The organism is Micromonospora xinjiangensis (genome assembly GCF_056150165.1).
This window is the reverse complement of the sequence record NZ_JAXCFO010000005.1, coordinates 165,238-180,139: the sequence shown is the minus strand read 5'-3', so window position 1 is coordinate 180,139 and position 14,902 is coordinate 165,238. Positions and strand designations below refer to the sequence as shown.

At 75.1% G+C, this 14,902-nt stretch carries 14 protein-coding genes; 9 read left to right on the top strand and 5 right to left on the bottom strand.

The window, feature by feature from the left end:
- The first annotated feature begins 55 nt into the window (after window positions 1–55).
- The 8 genes from SM573_RS19695 to hisF all read left to right on the top strand — a co-directional run bounded on the left by SM573_RS19695 (window position 56) and on the right by hisF (window position 8,176).
- A complete protein-coding gene (locus SM573_RS19695) occupies window positions 56–2,809 on the top strand; it encodes a helix-turn-helix transcriptional regulator (protein WP_474616774.1) in 2,754 nt (917 codons plus the stop codon).
- A 192-nt stretch (window positions 2,810–3,001) separates the two neighbouring features.
- Window positions 3,002–3,274, top strand: a complete 273-nt coding sequence (locus SM573_RS19690) for a hypothetical protein (RefSeq protein ID WP_474613224.1) — start codon at window positions 3,002–3,004, stop codon at window positions 3,272–3,274.
- 53 nt (window positions 3,275–3,327) lie between these two features.
- Complete coding sequence (locus tag SM573_RS19685) at window positions 3,328–3,873, top strand: DUF3558 domain-containing protein (protein ID WP_474616773.1); 546 nt, start codon at window positions 3,328–3,330, stop codon at window positions 3,871–3,873.
- Between the two features lie 16 nt (window positions 3,874–3,889).
- Window positions 3,890–5,428, top strand: a complete 1,539-nt coding sequence (locus SM573_RS19680; RefSeq protein ID WP_474613226.1) for a hypothetical protein — start codon at window positions 3,890–3,892, stop codon at window positions 5,426–5,428.
- A 55-nt stretch (window positions 5,429–5,483) separates the two neighbouring features.
- Window positions 5,484–5,930, top strand: a complete 447-nt coding sequence (locus SM573_RS19675) for a MarR family winged helix-turn-helix transcriptional regulator (RefSeq protein ID WP_474613227.1) — start codon at window positions 5,484–5,486, stop codon at window positions 5,928–5,930.
- A 6-nt stretch (window positions 5,931–5,936) separates the two neighbouring features.
- Entirely contained in the window at window positions 5,937–6,362 is a 426-nt protein-coding gene (locus SM573_RS19670) for an organic hydroperoxide resistance protein (RefSeq protein ID WP_474613228.1), read from the top strand.
- Window positions 6,359–7,363, top strand: coding sequence for an NADP-dependent oxidoreductase (locus SM573_RS19665; RefSeq protein ID WP_474613229.1), 1,005 nt, complete (start codon window positions 6,359–6,361; stop codon window positions 7,361–7,363). The genes SM573_RS19670 and SM573_RS19665 overlap by 4 nt, the downstream gene beginning before the upstream one ends.
- Before the next feature lie 45 nt (window positions 7,364–7,408).
- Window positions 7,409–8,176 carry an imidazole glycerol phosphate synthase subunit HisF gene (gene hisF, locus SM573_RS19660; RefSeq protein ID WP_474616772.1) on the top strand — a complete coding sequence of 256 codons (768 nt, stop codon included), beginning with the start codon at window positions 7,409–7,411 and terminating at the stop codon, window positions 8,174–8,176.
- A 113-nt stretch (window positions 8,177–8,289) separates the two neighbouring features.
- Here the strand turns inward: hisF and SM573_RS19655 are convergent, their stop codons facing one another.
- Entirely contained in the window at window positions 8,290–8,751 is a 462-nt protein-coding gene (locus SM573_RS19655; protein ID WP_474613231.1) for a hypothetical protein, read from the bottom strand.
- Between the two features lie 121 nt (window positions 8,752–8,872).
- Window positions 8,873–9,526: a membrane protein YczE gene (yczE, locus tag SM573_RS19650; protein ID WP_474613232.1), complete on the bottom strand. Its 654-nt coding sequence runs from the start codon at window positions 9,524–9,526 to the stop codon at window positions 8,873–8,875.
- A 58-nt stretch (window positions 9,527–9,584) separates the two neighbouring features.
- Between yczE and yczR the strand changes: the two genes are divergently transcribed.
- Complete coding sequence (gene yczR / locus SM573_RS19645) at window positions 9,585–11,042, top strand: MocR-like transcription factor YczR (protein ID WP_474613233.1); 1,458 nt, start codon at window positions 9,585–9,587, stop codon at window positions 11,040–11,042.
- Between the two features lie 120 nt (window positions 11,043–11,162).
- Here the strand turns inward: yczR and SM573_RS19640 are convergent, their stop codons facing one another.
- The 3 genes from SM573_RS19640 to SM573_RS19630 all read right to left on the bottom strand — a co-directional run bounded on the left by SM573_RS19640 (window position 11,163) and on the right by SM573_RS19630 (window position 14,819).
- Complete coding sequence (locus tag SM573_RS19640; protein WP_474613234.1) at window positions 11,163–12,989, bottom strand: AMP-dependent synthetase/ligase; 1,827 nt, start codon at window positions 12,987–12,989, stop codon at window positions 11,163–11,165.
- 134 nt (window positions 12,990–13,123) lie between these two features.
- Window positions 13,124–14,065 carry a terpene synthase family protein gene (locus SM573_RS19635; protein WP_474613235.1) on the bottom strand — a complete coding sequence of 314 codons (942 nt, stop codon included), beginning with the start codon at window positions 14,063–14,065 and terminating at the stop codon, window positions 13,124–13,126.
- A 124-nt stretch (window positions 14,066–14,189) separates the two neighbouring features.
- A complete protein-coding gene (locus tag SM573_RS19630) occupies window positions 14,190–14,819 on the bottom strand; it encodes a TIGR03085 family metal-binding protein (RefSeq protein ID WP_474616771.1) in 630 nt (209 codons plus the stop codon).
- Window positions 14,820–14,902 lie beyond the last annotated feature (83 nt).

Genomic DNA, 14,902 nt, shown 5'->3' with positions numbered 1-14,902 from the left:
CCCGACCCGCCGTACGGTCCTCGACCGACCCGTTCGTCGCTGGGAGACTGATCCGGTGGGTGCGGCGGTCATCGGGCGTGACACGGTCGTGGGCCAGGCCCGGCGGTCCCTCGACGAGGGCCGGCCGGTGCTCCTTGAGGGGCCGGCCGGTATCGGCAAGACGGCGGTGCACCGGTGCCTGCTGGACGCCGCCGCCCGCAACGGCTGGCTGCTGCTGCGCTGCGCGCCGACCGAGGTCGAGCGGGCGCTGCCGTTCGCCGCGCTGGCCGACGTCCTCGCGCCGCTCGCGGAGCGGGTGACGGAGCTGCCCTCGCCGCAGCGCGCGGCGCTCGCCGGGGTGCTGCTCTCCGGCGAGCCGAGCGAGCCGGTCGACGAGCGGGCCGTCGGCGCGGCCACCCGGGCGCTGATCGAGGCGGCGGTCGCCGACCCCGACCAGCCGCGGGTGCTGGTCGCCGTCGACGACGCGCCGTGGCTGGACCCGCCGAGCGAACGGGCGCTGCGGTTCGCGCTGCGCCGCCTGGTCCCGCGCGTCGCCGTGCTGGTGACCGCCCGGGCCGACCGGCCGCAGGCGGCGCCCGCGCCACTCGGCCTCGACCAGGGGGCTACCGGCGCGCTGCTCGACCGGGTGGCCCTCGACCCGCTCGGGGTGGGGGCGCTGCACCACGTGCTGCGGGCCGCGACCGGCGCGGTACTGCCCCGGCCGCTGCTGGTGCGCATCGCCGAGGAGTCCGGCGGGAATCCGCTGCTCGCCATCGAGCTGGCCCGGGCCGTGCTGCGGTTGCCGCAGCAGCCCGCACCGGGCGCGGACCTGCCGGCCGCGCCGTCGCTGCGGCACCTGATCGCCGACCGGCTGGCCGCCCTGCCGCCACCGACCCGGCACGCGATCCGGCTCGCCGCGCTCTCCGGCGTGCCGACCCTGACCGGTCTCGCCCGCGCCGGGGTTCCCGCGGCCGATCTCGACGCCGCGGAGGAGGCCGGGCTGGTGGCCGTCGTGGGCGACGAGGTGAGCTTCGCCCATCCGGTCTACGCCGCGGCCGTCCGCGCCGACGTGCCGCCCGGGGTGCGCCGCCGGCTGCACCGGCTGCTCGCCGACACCGCGCGGGACCGGGACGAACGGGCCCGCCAGTTGGCCGGATGCGTCAGCGCGCCCGACCCGGCCGCGGCGGGCGAGATCGCGGCCGCCGCCGCACGCCAGCACGCCCGGGGCGCGCCGGAGACCGCCGCCGGGCTGTACGACGTCGCGGCGCGGGTCGCCCCGCCGGAGGTGAGCGCGGAGCACGACCTCTGGCGGCTGGCCGCCGTGCGGTGCCGCTACGACAGCGGCGACTACGCGGCCGCCCGCGCCGCCGCCGAGCAGGCGGCCGAGGAGCTGACCGGCCCGGCGCGGGGTGAGGCGCTGCTGCTGCGGGCCGTCGTCGGGTGGAGCGCCGACGAGTCACCCGAGACGATCATGGCGGTCGCCGAACGCGCGTTGGCCGCCGCCCCGCCGGGCTCGGCGCTGGCCGGGCGCGTATACGCCCACCTCGGCGTGTTCGAGGACGCGCCGGACCCGGCCCGCCGGAACGCGGAACACGCCGCCGCACTGCTGGCGGGCAGCCCCGAGGACCGCCCGGTGTACGCCGCGGCGCTGCTGCTGCTGTTCTTCAACGAGGTGCGGGCGGGCCTGCCGGCCCGCACGGAGCTGCTGGAGCGGGCGCTCGCGGCGGAGGGCGACGAGCCGTCCTGGCTGGCCGGGACGGTGCCGGCGATCTGGTGGCGGTCGCTCGACGAGCACGACCGGTCCCGCGAGCGACTGCACCGGCTGCTGGACCGGGCGGTCGCCCGCGGTGACGAGCCGTCCCAACACGAGCTGCTGTGCCACCTCGGCGAGACGGAGCTGCTCGCGGGGCGCTGGGCGGACGCCGCGGCGCACGTCGCCGCCGCTCGTGAGCTGGGCGAGCAGTACGGGGCCGACTCGGCCGGTGTGGAGTGGCTGGAGGGGCTGCTGCTGGCGTACCGGGGGCGGCTGGACGAGGCGACCCGGATCGCCGAGGAGGGCCTGCGCCGCGCCGCCGAGCTGGACGACCGGTGGCGACGGCGGATCCACGCCCAGCTCGCCGGCTACGCCGCGCTGACCGGCGGGCGGCTGCCCGAGGCGGCCCGCCACTACGGCGTGCTGGCGTCCACGGTGGACGAGGTGGGGTTGGTCGAGCCGCTCGCCCAGCGTTTCGAACCGGACTGGCTGGAGGCGTGCGTCGGCGCCGGTGACCTCGCCACCGCCGAGGCGGTGCTCGACCGGCTGGCGGTGCGGCACCAGCGGCTGCCCCGGCCGTGGACCACCCTGGGGCTGGCCCGCAGCCGGGTGCTGCTCGCCGGCGCGCTCGGCCGGGACCCGTCCGACGCCCTCGCCGAGCTGGACGCCGCGCGCGCGGCGGTGCCCGTCGACGTGCTACCGCTCGACCGGGCCCGCTGCCTGCTGGTGGCGGGCGTCGCGTACCGGCGGATGCGCCGCAGGCGCGAGGCGCGGGACGCCCTGACCGCCGCGGCCGCCGAGTTCGACGTGCTCGGCGCGGCGGCGCTGGCCGCCCGGGCCCGGGCCGAGGCGGAGCGCACCGGCGGCCGCACCGCGCCGCGCCAGCTGACCGGCACCGAGCTGGAGGTGGCCCGCCTGGCGGCGGCCGGCCGGACCAATCGCGTCATCGCCGACACGCTCTTCATCAGTCCCAAGACGGTCGAGGCCAACCTGGCGCGGATCTACCGCAAGCTCGGGGTGACCAGCCGGGCCGAGCTGGGGGCCGCGATGGCCCGTGGCGCGGGCGTCCAGGGGTAACGGGGGCCGGCCGGGCGTGGCGGGGTGACCGGCGGCGGGCGGTCGTGGGGTGACCGGCGGCGGGCCGGTCGTCGTGGGGTGACCGGTGGCCGGTGGGGCGTGGCGGGGTGACCGGCGGCGGGCCGGGCGGGCGCGTCGAAGGATAGGGAAACACCCGATTACCCTGCCGGCGCGCGGACCTAGCGTCGACGCATGTCCAGTCGACTCTTCGTCCTCGAGCGCTACGACCGGGTTCCGGGAGAGTCCGCCGACGGGACCGTCGGGGCGCTGACCACCGGCGCGACGCGGCTGCGGGGTGCCGTGCGGATTTCGGCGGACGACGTGGTGCTCGCGCTGGTCGAGGGGCCCGACGCCGAGACGGTGGCCGCGGTGGCCGCCGCCGCCGGTTGGCGGGTGGACCGGCTGGGCACGGCCGAGTGGATCGTGGCGCCGGAGGGCCCGGCGACGCCGGGTGATCCCCCGTGATCCGTTTCGGCTGGTCCGACCCCTGTCCCGACCGAACCGCCACGGAGGTCCCGATGAGACAGCTCCACCCACGGCCGGCCGCCCTGCTGCTGGCCGGCCTGCTCCCGCTGCTGGCCGGGTCGGTCGCCGGGTGCGGGTCCGGAAAGGACGATCCACCGCCGGCCGCGGTCGGGGAGCCGCTGCCCGACCTGCCGGCCACCAGCGCCGCGCCCTCGCCCACCACGCAGGCCCCGGCCGCCCTGGACGCGTGCGCGCTGGTCACCAAGGAGGAGGCCGAGGAGCTCGCCGGCACCACGCTGGACGACGCCGTGCCGGTGCGCGAGACGTGCACCTACACGGGTCCGGTCACCGGGCCGACGGCGCAGGTGGAGGTCTTCGTCGGTGACGGCGCGAAGAAGTACCTCGACATCGAGCGGGACCTCGGCCACGAGCTGCGACCGCTCGCCGGGGTCGGCGACGAGACGTACGTGAGCCTCGAGGCGGCCTTCGTCAGCCGGTCGGGGCAGTGGGTGGCGGTGCGTCTGGTCCGGCTGAACGACCCGGCGGAGAACCGGAAGCCGCTGGAGCAGATCGCCCGTACGGTGGCCGGCCGGATCTGAGCGGAGCGGGTGCGTCATGAGCGATGACCTGTCGCGTCCCGACGCGGCCCGGCGTGCCGTGGGCCGGTCGGTCCGCGTACGGGCGCTGGCGTCCCTGACCGCGCTGGCCGTGCTGCTCGCCGGCACGGCGGCGTGCCAGGGCGGGCGCGGGCCCGACGGCGGGCCGGTCGACCCGTACGGTCCCGCGGCCGTCGCGTACGGGCTGGCCCCGCAGCCCCACCCCGACGTGACGTTCCAGCCGGACGTGGTGCTGGTCGGCGGCGGTGGAGGCGCGGTGCGCGGGGTCACCGGCGACGGCCTCACCTGGCGGATCGACCCGGACGCGCAGCGCGCCGGCGACCTCGCACCGGGCAGGGTCATGTTCCTGACCTCCCGGGCCGTCGGGCGGGTGGTGGACGTGCGCCGCGACGGCGGCGACCTCGCGGTCACCATCGCGCCGGTCGAGCTGACGGAGGTGATCCGGGACGGGACCTTCCGCACCGCCGCGCCGGTGCCACTGGACCGGCCGATCGCCTACTCGGCCGGCACTCCGCCCTGGATGGTGTCGGACCTGCCGCCCGAGCCGGCCGCGAGCGGCGGCACCGGTGGCGGGGCGGTGGGCGGCGCCCCGGTCGGCCGCTCGCGGCTCGTGCGGGTCGGCGCGCCGGCCCCGGGGCCCCGCCCGCCCGCGCCACCGGCGCGGTTGAGCGGCAAGGAGACGGCGCGCAGCGGCGACGCGCACCTGTCGACGGAGTGCTGTGGCAACGGCGTCACCGCGCGGTTCGACTACAACGACCGGGAGATCGCGATGAACGGCTCGGTGAGCCTCGTGATGAACCGGCCGACCGGCACGTTCGACCTCGCCATCAAGGGCGCCACCGTGACCCGGGCGGAGTTCGGCATCACCGGCGGCGCGGGCCTGCGCCTGTCGGTGGTGGCGGCGACCCGGGTCGGTAACACCCGCAACCTGTCCAAGTCGCTCGTGCTGCCGGTGGACTTCAGCTTCCCGATCGCGACCATCCTCGGGGTGCCCTTCGAGGTTCGGGTCAGCCAGTCGCTGGAGATCAAGACGGCGTTCAGCGCCAGGGACGGCCGTCTGGAGGCGCACGGCGAGTACGACCTGAAGGGGACCATCGGCTACGGCTACCACCGTCCCTACTGGGGTCCGATCGCGCCGAGCGGGTTCGCCGTGCGGAAGAGCCTGACCAACTCGATCACCGGTGTCTCGATCGGCGTGAGCGGCCTGGTCGTCACCTACGACGTCAAGTTCAGCGTCGGGATCGGGGTGGTGGGGTTCCACGCCGGGTTGTACACCGCGCTGCGCGTCTCCGTCGGGGCGAGCCTCGGCTCGGGTGCGGGAGCGCCGCTGGTCGCCTGCCGGGGCGCCGGGCTCGGGGTGATCCTGCGGTACGGCCTGGACTACTCGATCCCGAAGGTCGTGGCCGACGTGATCAATTTCTTCCTCACCACGTTCGGGACCAGGCCGATCACGCACCGGGGTGAACTCGGTGACGAGCACGTGGTGCTGAAACGCAGCGAGACCGTGCCGCCGGACGCGCCGCTCTGCGTCGGCTGACCTGCGGCGCCGGAGAAAGGTAGCGCGCAATTGAATTGTGCGCTACCTTTCTCGGGTGATCGATGACCTGGCGTTGCGTCGGCAGGTGTGCTTCGCGCTCTACGCGGCGTCACGTGCCATGACCGACGTCTACCGGCCCCTCCTCGACGCCGTCGGGCTGACCTATCCGCAGTACCTGGTGCTGCTGGTCCTCTGGGAGCGCGACGGTGACCCCGTCACCGTCTCCGATCTCGGCGCCGAGCTGCGGCTGGACTCCGGCACCCTCTCCCCGCTGCTGAAGCGGCTCGACGAGGCGGGCCTGGTGCTGCGGCGCCGCTCCGCCCGGGACGAGCGGCGGGTCGAGGTGGCGCTGACCGACGCCGGCCGCGCACTGCGGCAGCGGGTGGAGGACGTGCCGCTCCGGCTCGCCCGGGCCACCGGGCTCACCGGGGCGGAACTCGTCGCCCTCCGCGACACCCTCACCCGGGTCACCGAGACCATCCACCGACAGAAGGAGCAGTGACCCCTCATGCAGGTGCTCTACACCGCGTCCGCCCGGTCCACCGGTGACGGCCGCGACGGCCGCGTCCAGACCTCCGACGGCACCCTCGACCTCGACCTCGCGATCCCGAAGGAGATGGGCGGCGCGGGCGGTGGCGCCAACCCCGAGCAGCTCTTCGCCGCCGGCTACGCGGCCTGCTTCCACTCCGCGCTGCGCGCCGTCGCCCGCCGCAGCAAGGCGGACGTCACCGGCTCCGTCGTCGAGGGGGAGGTGGGCATCGGCCCGAACGGCGCCGGTGGTTACGCCCTGACCGTCACCCTCGTCGTCGACCTGCCCGCCGTGGAGCGGGCCGCGGCCGAGCAGCTGGTGGCCGAGGCGCACCAGGTGTGCCCGTACTCCAACGCCACGCGCGGCAACATCGACGTGGCGCTGAGCGTGCGGGCGGCGGCGTGACGGGGGCGGTGAACCGGGAAATCCACCTGGCGTCCCGCCCCCGGGGCTGGCCGGCGGCCGAGAACTTCCGGCTGGTCGAGACGGAGCTGCCGAAGCCGGGGCCGGGGCAGCTCCTGGTCCGCAACCGGTACATGTCGGTCGACCCCTACATGCGCGGCCGGATGAACGACGTGAAGTCCTACGTGCCGCCGTTCGCGCTCGACGCCCCGCTCGACGGCGGCGCGGTCGGTGAGGTGGTGGCCAGCGAGGCCGGGGGCTTCGCGGTCGGTGACACGGTGCTGCACGGGCTCGGCTGGCGGGAGTACGCCCTGGTCGACGCCGCCTCCGCGCGGGCCGTCGACCCCGGCCTGGCACCGGTGACCGCGTACCTGAGCGTGCTCGGGATGACCGGGCTCACCGCGTACGCCGGGCTGCTGGAGGTGGCCGGGATGCGGCCGGGGGAGACGGTCTTCGTCTCCGCCGCCGCCGGCGCGGTCGGCAGCCTGGTGGGGCAGATCGCGAAGCTGCGCGGCGCGGCCCGGGTGGTCGGCAGCGCCGGCTCGCCGGCGAAGGTGGAGCGGCTGACGGCGCTCGGCTTCGACGCGGCGTTCGACTACCACGACGGCCCGGTCCGGGAGTCGCTGAGGGCGGCCGCGCCGGACGGGATCGACGTCTACTTCGACAACGTGGGCGGCGACCACCTGGAGGCCGCGATCTCGGCGCTGCGACCGCACGGCCGGGTGGCGATCTGCGGCATGATCGCCCAGTACAACGACGAGGTGCCACCGGCCGCGCCGCGCAACCTGGCGCTGGTGATCGGCAAGCGGCTCACCCTCCGTGGCTTCCTGGTCGGTGACCACGGGGGCCTGCGCGAGGAGTTCGTGCGGGAGATGGCGGGCTGGCTGCGCGACGGCCGCGTCTCGTACGACGAGACGGTGGTCGACGGGCTCGAGAACGCCCCGGCCGCCCTCCTCGGCCTGCTCCGCGGCGAGAACCTCGGCAAGATGCTCGTCCGCCTCTGACCCCACCCCGGCGGTGGCGGGGGTGGGGCCGGATAGGCTCGGAGGATGACGGTGGCGGTACGGGTGATTCCCTGCCTGGACGTGGACGCCGGGCGGGTGGTCAAGGGCGTCAACTTCCTCGACCTGCGTGATGCCGGCGACCCGGTGGAGCTGGCCGCGGCGTACGACCGGGCGGGCGCGGACGAGCTCACCTTCCTCGACGTCACCGCCTCGAGCAGCGACCGCGGCACCATGCTCGACGTCGTGCGGCGCACCGCCGAGTCGGTCTTCATCCCCCTCACCGTCGGCGGCGGCGTCCGCAGCGTCGGCGACGTGGACACCCTGCTGCGCGCCGGAGCCGACAAGGTCGGGGTGAACACGGCCGCGATCGCCCGGCCGGAGCTGATCGCCGAGATCGCCGACCGGTTCGGCCGGCAGGTGCTGGTGCTCTCGCTCGACGTGCGCCGCGCGCCCGCCGGGGTGACTCCCAGTGGCTTCGAGGTGACCACCCACGGCGGGCGGCGGGGCACCGGGCTCGACGCGGTGCGGTGGGCGCGGCGCGCCGCCGAGCTGGGCGCCGGCGAACTGCTGGTCAACTCGATGGACGCCGACGGCACGAAGGCCGGTTTCGACCTGGAGCTGATCCGGGCCGTCCGCGAGGTGGTGGACGTGCCCGTGGTGGCCAGTGGCGGCGCGGGGAGGGTCGCGCACTTCCCGCCGGCGATCGACGCGGGCGCGGACGCGGTGCTCGCCGCCAGCGTCTTCCACTTCGGCGAGCTGACCGTGGCCGACGTCAAGGACGCGCTGCGCCGGGAGGGGCACCCGGTCCGCTGACGCCCGCCCGCGCGGTGGCCGCCGGCCGGCGGCCCGGCGGTGGCCTCCGTCACGGCGCCGCGCGGGGACGGGACTGGGCCACGACGGGGCTGACGCCCGCCGGGCCGGGTGGGTCAGTCGCGGCCGGGGTGCCCCTCGGGTGAGCGACGGGGCGTGGGGATCGAGCGCACCAGGTACTCCTGTACGGCTGCCGCGTGGTCGGCCTCGTCCAACGTCCAGTCGGCGCTCCCGGGTGTGTGCCGCCGGCTCAGCACCCCCTGCACCGTGTCCACCGTGGTCGCCAATCCCGCGCTGGGTCGGCTGCGCCAGAGCCGCTCGCCCTCGGCGGTGATCCGGAACCAGCCGTCGCTGACGCTGACCAGCCCGGCCCCGACCAGTCGGCGGACCGCCGCCTCGACCTCGTCGCGCTGCGGGATGGCGCGGTTGAGGTGGTCGGCCGTGGAGAGCACGTCAGCCAGGCGTACGCCCTCGGGGCGTCGGCTGGACGGGGCGCGCCGGTGCCGGCCGGCGCCGCTCGCGATGACCAACGACACGAAGATCCAGGCGTCGCTCCAGCGCCATCCGTTCTCCCCCATGCAGAGATGATGCCGTCGCCGATCGCGGAAGGGAACACCCGGCCGCCGCGGCTCCCGTCGGCATCGTCACGTCGTGGCGGCGGCCGGACGCTCGGTGACCCGGACGGCCCCTGGTGGCGACTCAGGCCGCCGGTTGCGGGGCCGCCCGCCCGGTGGCGGCGTCCTCCGGCGGCGCCACGGCGAACATCGGGACGAAGACCTGGGCCAACGGGCCGATGGCGAGGGCGTACGCCACGGTGCCGATACCGACCGTGCCGCCGAGCAGCCAGCCCAGCGCGAGCACGGTGACCTCGATGGCCGTCCGGACGAGCCGGATGGAGCGCTGCGGCCGGCGGGCGACGAAGCCGGTCATCAGCCCGTCGCGCGGGCCGGGGCCGAAGCTGGCGCCGAGGTAGAGGCCGGTGGCCGCGCCGTTGGCGACGATGCCGGTGACGAGCAGGCCGATTCGGGCCCAGAGCGGTCCACCGGTCGGCAGCAGGGCCAGTGTGGCGTCCACGACGAGCCCGATGACCACCACGTTGCTGACCGTGCCGAGGCCGGGCCGCTGCCGCAGCGGGATCCAGAGCAGGAGAACGACGGCGCCGACGGCGATCGTCACGGTGCCGAAGGAGAGCCCGGTGAGCTCGGAGAGCCCCTGGTGGAACACGTCCCAGGGATTGAGGCCGAGCTCGGAGCGGATCATCAGCGCCATGCTGATGCCGTAGAGCGCCAACCCCACGTAGAGCTGGGTCAGCCGGCGGACCGGACGGTGCCGGAAATTGCCAATCGCTGCCATGCATGCCACCCTAGGGTCCAATTGGCCAATAAATAGAGCCAATCTCCGGGGAGTGGCCATGACGAGTCAGGTACGTGGGGCGCAATTGGCCCGACTGCTCGGGCAGTGGCACGCGCTTCCGGGCCGGCGGCGCAGCCCGGACTACGCGGCGCTCGCCGGCGCGGTCCGCGGGCTGCTCGCCGACGGCCGGCTGCCGCTGGGCGTGCGGCTGCCGGCGGAGCGGGAACTGGCCGAGGCGTTGAAGATCAGCCGGACGACGGTCACGGCGGCGTACCGGGAGCTGCGCGAGACCGGACACCTGGCGAGCCGGCGGGGCGCGGGCAGCTGGACGCGGCTGCCCGGCACCCACCGGGTCGCCAGCTCCGGGCTGTGGACCCCGCTGGACGACGTCAACATGATCGATCTGGGGGTCGCCGCGCTGGCCGCGCCGCCGGAGCTGGTGCCGGCCGCCCGGGCAGCGGCCGAGGACCTGCCCCGCTACCTGGGCGGCGCCGGCTACCACCCGACCGGGATCGTCGAGCTGCGCGAGGCGGTGGCCCAGGGGTACACCGAACGGGGCCTGCCCACCTCGCCGGACCAGATCATGGTCACCAGCGGTACCCAGCACGCGCTGGACCTGGTGCTCCGGCTCGGCCTGGCACCGGGGGCCAGCGTCCTGGTCGAGTCGCCGACCTATCCGAACGCGCTCGCCGCGCTCGCCGCCCGCCGGGCCCGCATCACCACCCACGGGCTGGCGACCGACGGCGCGGGTTGGGACGGGGACCTGCTGCTCGGGAGCATCCGGCAGGGGCGGCCGAAGCTGGCGTACCTGATTCCCGAGTTCCAGAACCCCACCGGTCACCTGATGCCGGCCGAGCTGCGCGAGCGGATGGTGGCCTCGGCCCACGCCGCGGGCACGGACCTGGTGATCGACGAGTCCTTCGTGGACCTGCCGCTGGACGGCACACCGCTGCCGCCGCCGGTCGCGGCCTTCGACCGGCACTCCCGGGTGGTCTCCATCGGCGGGATGAGCAAGCCCTACTGGGGCGGCCTGCGGATCGGCTGGATCCGCGCGTCCGCGCCCCAGGTGCAGCGCCTGGCCGCGGCGCGCGTGGGGGTCGACATGGCGAGCCCGGTGCTCGACCAACTGGTCGCGGTGCACCTGTTGGCCGACGGACCGGCCATCGCCGCGGCCCGCCGGGTGCAGCTCACCGCCCAGCGCGACGCCCTGCTCGACGCGCTCGCCGAGCGGCTGCCGGACTGGCGGGTGACCGTGCCGCGCGGCGGGGTGACCCTCTGGGTGGAGCTGGACGGGCCGATCTCCAGCGCGCTCGCCCGGGCCACGGAGGAGGTCGGCGTGCGACTGGCGCCGGGCCCCCGGTTCGGGCTGGACGGCACGCTCGAGCGGTTCCTGCGCCTGCCCTTCACCCTGCCGGTGGCGGACCTGGTGGAGGCGGTCGGCCGGATCGCGGCGGTGCGGTACGACCTGGACCGGGCCGCCCGCCCGCAGTGGCGGGAGCCGGCGGTCATCGCCTGACCCGGTCGCGGGCCGGGAGAGCGGCGGACCCACGGCGGTGCACCGGCTCGCCGAGCGCAGTGCCCACGAGGTCCGCCGCCGGCCCCGCCTGGGAGCGGTACGGGGCCGGGCAGCGGCGTCTCAGAGCTCGGCGAGCGTGCCCTCGTACATCTTGTCGATCTCGGCGGCGAAGTTGGTCTCCACCCCGCGCCGCTTGATCTTCAGCGACGGGGTGATCTCGCCGTGCTCGATGGTGAGGTCACGCGGCAGGATGGTGACCTTCTTGATGGTCTCCCACCGGTTGAGCTTGCTGTTGAGCTCGGCGACGTACTCCTCGACCATGGCCTGCGCCTGCGGCGACGACACGATCTCCGGGTAGCTCCGGCCGGCCAGCTCGGTGCCGGCGGCCCAGCCGTTGATCGCGTCCGGGTCGAGGGTCACGAGCATCGTGCAGTAGTTGCGGGCCTGACCGATCACCACGGCCTGCGAGGTGTAGGGGCAGATGGCCTTGAACATGCCCTCGATGTGCGACGGGGCGATGTACTTGCCGCCGGACGTCTTGACCAGGTCCTTCTTCCGGTCGGTGATCTTCAGGTAGCCCTGGTCGTCCAGGGTGCCGATGTCGCCGGTGCGGAAGAAGCCGTCCTCGGTGAACGCCGCCGCGGTCTCCTCCGGCAGGTTGTGGTAGCCGCGCATCACCGGGCGTCCGCGCACCAGGATCTCGCCGTCGGCGTCGATGCGGCACTCCAGGTCGCCCATGGCCTTGCCCACGGTGCCGATCCGCAGCCCGTCGGGCGGGTTGACGAAGTTGCCGGCGCTGGTCTCGGTCAGCCCGTAGCCCTCCGAGATCGGCAGGTTGGCGGCGGCGAAGAACGTCGCGATCTCCGGGCTGAGCGGCGCGGCGCCCGAGACCAGCACCCGGATCCGTCCGCCGAGGCGGGCCTGGAGCTTGCTGAACACCAGCTTCTCGGCCACCCGGTAGCGCAGCTTCAGCCCGGCCGGGAGCGGCTTGCCGGCCTGTTCGAGGGCGACCTTCTCCTTGCCGACCCCGACGGCCCAGGCGAAGATCTTCGCCTTCGCGCCGCCGCCGGCCTGCGCGTTGGTCACCGCCTTGTTGTAGACCTTCTCGAAGATGCGCGGCGCGCCGCACATCAGCGTCGGGCGGATCACGCCGAGCAGGTCGACGAGCTTGTCCACCCGGCCGTCGACGTACGTGGGCAGGCCGACGTGGGTGGCGCCGCAGAGCAGGGTCTTGCCGAACGAGTGCGACAGCGGCAGCCAGAGGTACTGCAGGTCGTCCTCGCGCAGCAGCCCCAGGTTGGCCTGCGCGACGCCCTCCCAACACCAGCCGCCGTGCAGCAGCTCGACGCCCTTCGGCCGGCCGGTGGTGCCCGACGTGTAGATCAGCGTGGCGAGGTGGTCCGGGCCGATCCCGGCGACGATCATGTCGATCAGGTCGGGCTCGGCGGCGAGCGCCCGCGCGCCGCGCTCCTCCAGCTCGGCGAGGGTGAGCTGGGGGACGGCGGCGGCCGGGTCGGGCGCACCGTCGAAGAGCACCACATGGGTCAGCGCGGGAAGGGTGGCACCGGCGGTCTTGGCGGCCTGGGTCGGGTTCTCCGCGAAGAGCACCCGCGAGCCCGAGTCGGCGATGATGTACGTCGCGTCGTCCGGCTCGGTGGTCGGGTAGACGGTCGTCGTCGCACCGCCGGCGCACATGATGCCCAGGTCCGCGAGCACCCACTCGATCCGGGTGTTCGCCAGGATGGCCACCGGGTCCTCCAGGCCCACGCCGAGGCCGTGCAGCCCGGCGGCGATCGCCCTGGCCCGCTGCCCCATCTGGGCCCAGGTCAGCCAGACGGGGCCGGAGTCGTCGGCGGCGGGGTGGGCGAAAGCCTGGCGGTCGGGGGTGGCCGCCACGCGCTTGAGGAACATGTCCGGGATGGAACGGTACGGTACATCGAGAGACATCGCTGTGCCGCCTTCGGGGGTGTGGCGTGACGGTCGTCACGTCGGTGGTTACCGAAGGGTATTGCCTGCCGCCGCGCCTCGGCTAGCCCCGGTGATCGTCCGAGAGTCCGGGTCTCACCTGCCGGAACGGTCGCTCAGGCGTACCGCGCGGCGACCAGTGACCAGTCATAGGTGGCCCGGATCCAGTTGCGCCGGGCGGTGAGTACGGCCTCGGCCTCGGGCCCGGCCACCGCCAGCACCTGCGCCTCCGCCTCCAGGTACGCCGACATCGTGTCGTTGAACCGCTCCGCCGCGGCCCGCAGCGCGCCGGCCTCGTCCTGGCCGGACTCGCGGGCGATCACCGTGACCAGATTGTGTCCGTCCGGCGCGGAGCGCTCCTTGGCGTAGGAGAAGACGTCGTTGCACCAGCAGACCAGATCCGCGGCGAGCGTGTCCACCGTGACCAGGGCCGGATGGGTCCGCACCGCGGCTCCGGGCAGCCCGTCCAGGGCGAGGTCGGTCAGCGCGAAGCTCGGGTGCACGCCACCGGTGTGCCGGCGCATCTGGACGTACTCGGCGACACCGGGCGCCCGCCCGTGCTCCCGGTTGCTCGCCTCCCACAGCAGCGCGAGGAGGTAGTCCCGCACCCGGCTGACGAAGCGCAGCAGCAGGGCGGGCCGACCGTGCGCGCGGACCCGGTGGCAGAGGTCGTGCAGCGCGGCGCCGAGCGGCCCCGCGACCTCCGGTGCGGCGCCGTCACCGTGACCGTCCAGGACGTCGAGCAGGCCCGCGACGACCGGCGCCAACCGGGTGGGCGCGCCGCCGAGGCCGTCCTCGTCGCAGGCGTCGTCCATCACGAAGAGCCAGGAGATCAGGTCGGTCAGCAGGCGCAACCGGTCGACCGGGCCGTCCGGCACCGCGCGCCCGGCCAGCCCGGCGGCGTCGGCCCGGCGCAGCCGGGTCAGCCGGTGACCGGAACCGATCAGGCCGAAGCTCTGCGCCCAGGCTGTGCTCTCCCCCGCGAGCAGATCGGTGCTGTCGTGGCGCCGTGCGGGGAAGGGGGGTTCCCGCAGCGCCGAGACCGCGAAGGTCCGCATGGTGCCCCCAGTCGCGCCGTTCCCGTGCGGGACGACCGGGAAAGCCTACGGGAGAAGGGATCGGTGCCGTTCGCTGGGTGCACATTGCGGAACTGTCGGTGAGTGACCGTTTATGTACACGCAGTTATAACCCCAGGTTGGCGACGCGGAGCCGCTGCACCGTCGCCGCGGGCCCGTCCAACTGCACCCGCGCCACCCGCTGCCGGCCGGTGAGGAACAGCACCAGCTCGCCGGGCGACGCGACCAGCCGCACCGGATCGCCGCCCCGGCCGACGGAGACCTCGCCGTGGCCCGGCGCCTGCACGTAGACGTCGGCGGGAAAGCGGCGCAGCGCCAGCCGGGCCAGCGTGCCGGCCCGCCGCCAGAGCGCCGACCGCAGCCCGGCCGGCAGCTCCCGGGGCGACCAGCCCGGGCCACCCCGGCGCACGTCCTCGTGGTGGATGAAGAACTCCATCACGTTGGCCACCTCGTCGGTGAGCGGGTTGCTCACGGGGCTCCACGGCGGCGGGCGGCGCACCTGGGCCACCAGGTCGGCGAAGGGCTGCGCGGCGATCCGCAGGCGGACCCGCTCGGCGTACCCGCGCAACGGCGCGAGCAGGATGCCGCCGGCGGCGTCCGGGCGGCGCTCGCGCACCACCAGGTGGGCGGCGAGGTCACGGGTCGACCAGCCCTCGGCCACGGTGGGCGCGTCCGGGCCGACGGTCAGCAGGAGATCGGCCAGCGCCTCGCGCTCGGCTCGGGCGTACCGGGGCATGGCCACGATGGTAGGCCCGTGAACGTCCGCCGGAGTGCCGGCGGCGTGCCGGGTCGGGGTGTCGGAGACCCTTCCGGCCGGGC

Excerpts from the sequence above, each read along its gene's own strand:
- SM573_RS19690 (WP_474613224.1), top strand. The coding sequence starts at position 3,002 with ATGTCCAGTCGACTCTTCGTCCTCGAGCGCTACGACCGGGTTCCGGGA.
- SM573_RS19680 (WP_474613226.1), top strand. The coding sequence starts at position 3,890 with ATGAGCGATGACCTGTCGCGTCCCGACGCGGCCCGGCGTGCCGTGGGC.
- SM573_RS19640 (WP_474613234.1), bottom strand. The coding sequence starts at position 12,989 with ATGTCTCTCGATGTACCGTACCGTTCCATCCCGGACATGTTCCTCAAG.
- yczR (WP_474613233.1), top strand. The coding sequence starts at position 9,585 with ATGACGAGTCAGGTACGTGGGGCGCAATTGGCCCGACTGCTCGGGCAG.
- yczE (WP_474613232.1), bottom strand. The coding sequence starts at position 9,526 with ATGGCAGCGATTGGCAATTTCCGGCACCGTCCGGTCCGCCGGCTGACC.
- SM573_RS19670 (WP_474613228.1), top strand. The coding sequence starts at position 5,937 with ATGCAGGTGCTCTACACCGCGTCCGCCCGGTCCACCGGTGACGGCCGC.
- SM573_RS19635 (WP_474613235.1), bottom strand. The coding sequence starts at position 14,065 with ATGCGGACCTTCGCGGTCTCGGCGCTGCGGGAACCCCCCTTCCCCGCA.
- SM573_RS19655 (WP_474613231.1), bottom strand. The coding sequence starts at position 8,751 with ATGGGGGAGAACGGATGGCGCTGGAGCGACGCCTGGATCTTCGTGTCG.
- SM573_RS19630 (WP_474616771.1), bottom strand. The coding sequence starts at position 14,819 with ATGCCCCGGTACGCCCGAGCCGAGCGCGAGGCGCTGGCCGATCTCCTG.
- SM573_RS19685 (WP_474616773.1), top strand. The coding sequence starts at position 3,328 with ATGAGACAGCTCCACCCACGGCCGGCCGCCCTGCTGCTGGCCGGCCTG.
- hisF (WP_474616772.1), top strand. The coding sequence starts at position 7,409 with ATGACGGTGGCGGTACGGGTGATTCCCTGCCTGGACGTGGACGCCGGG.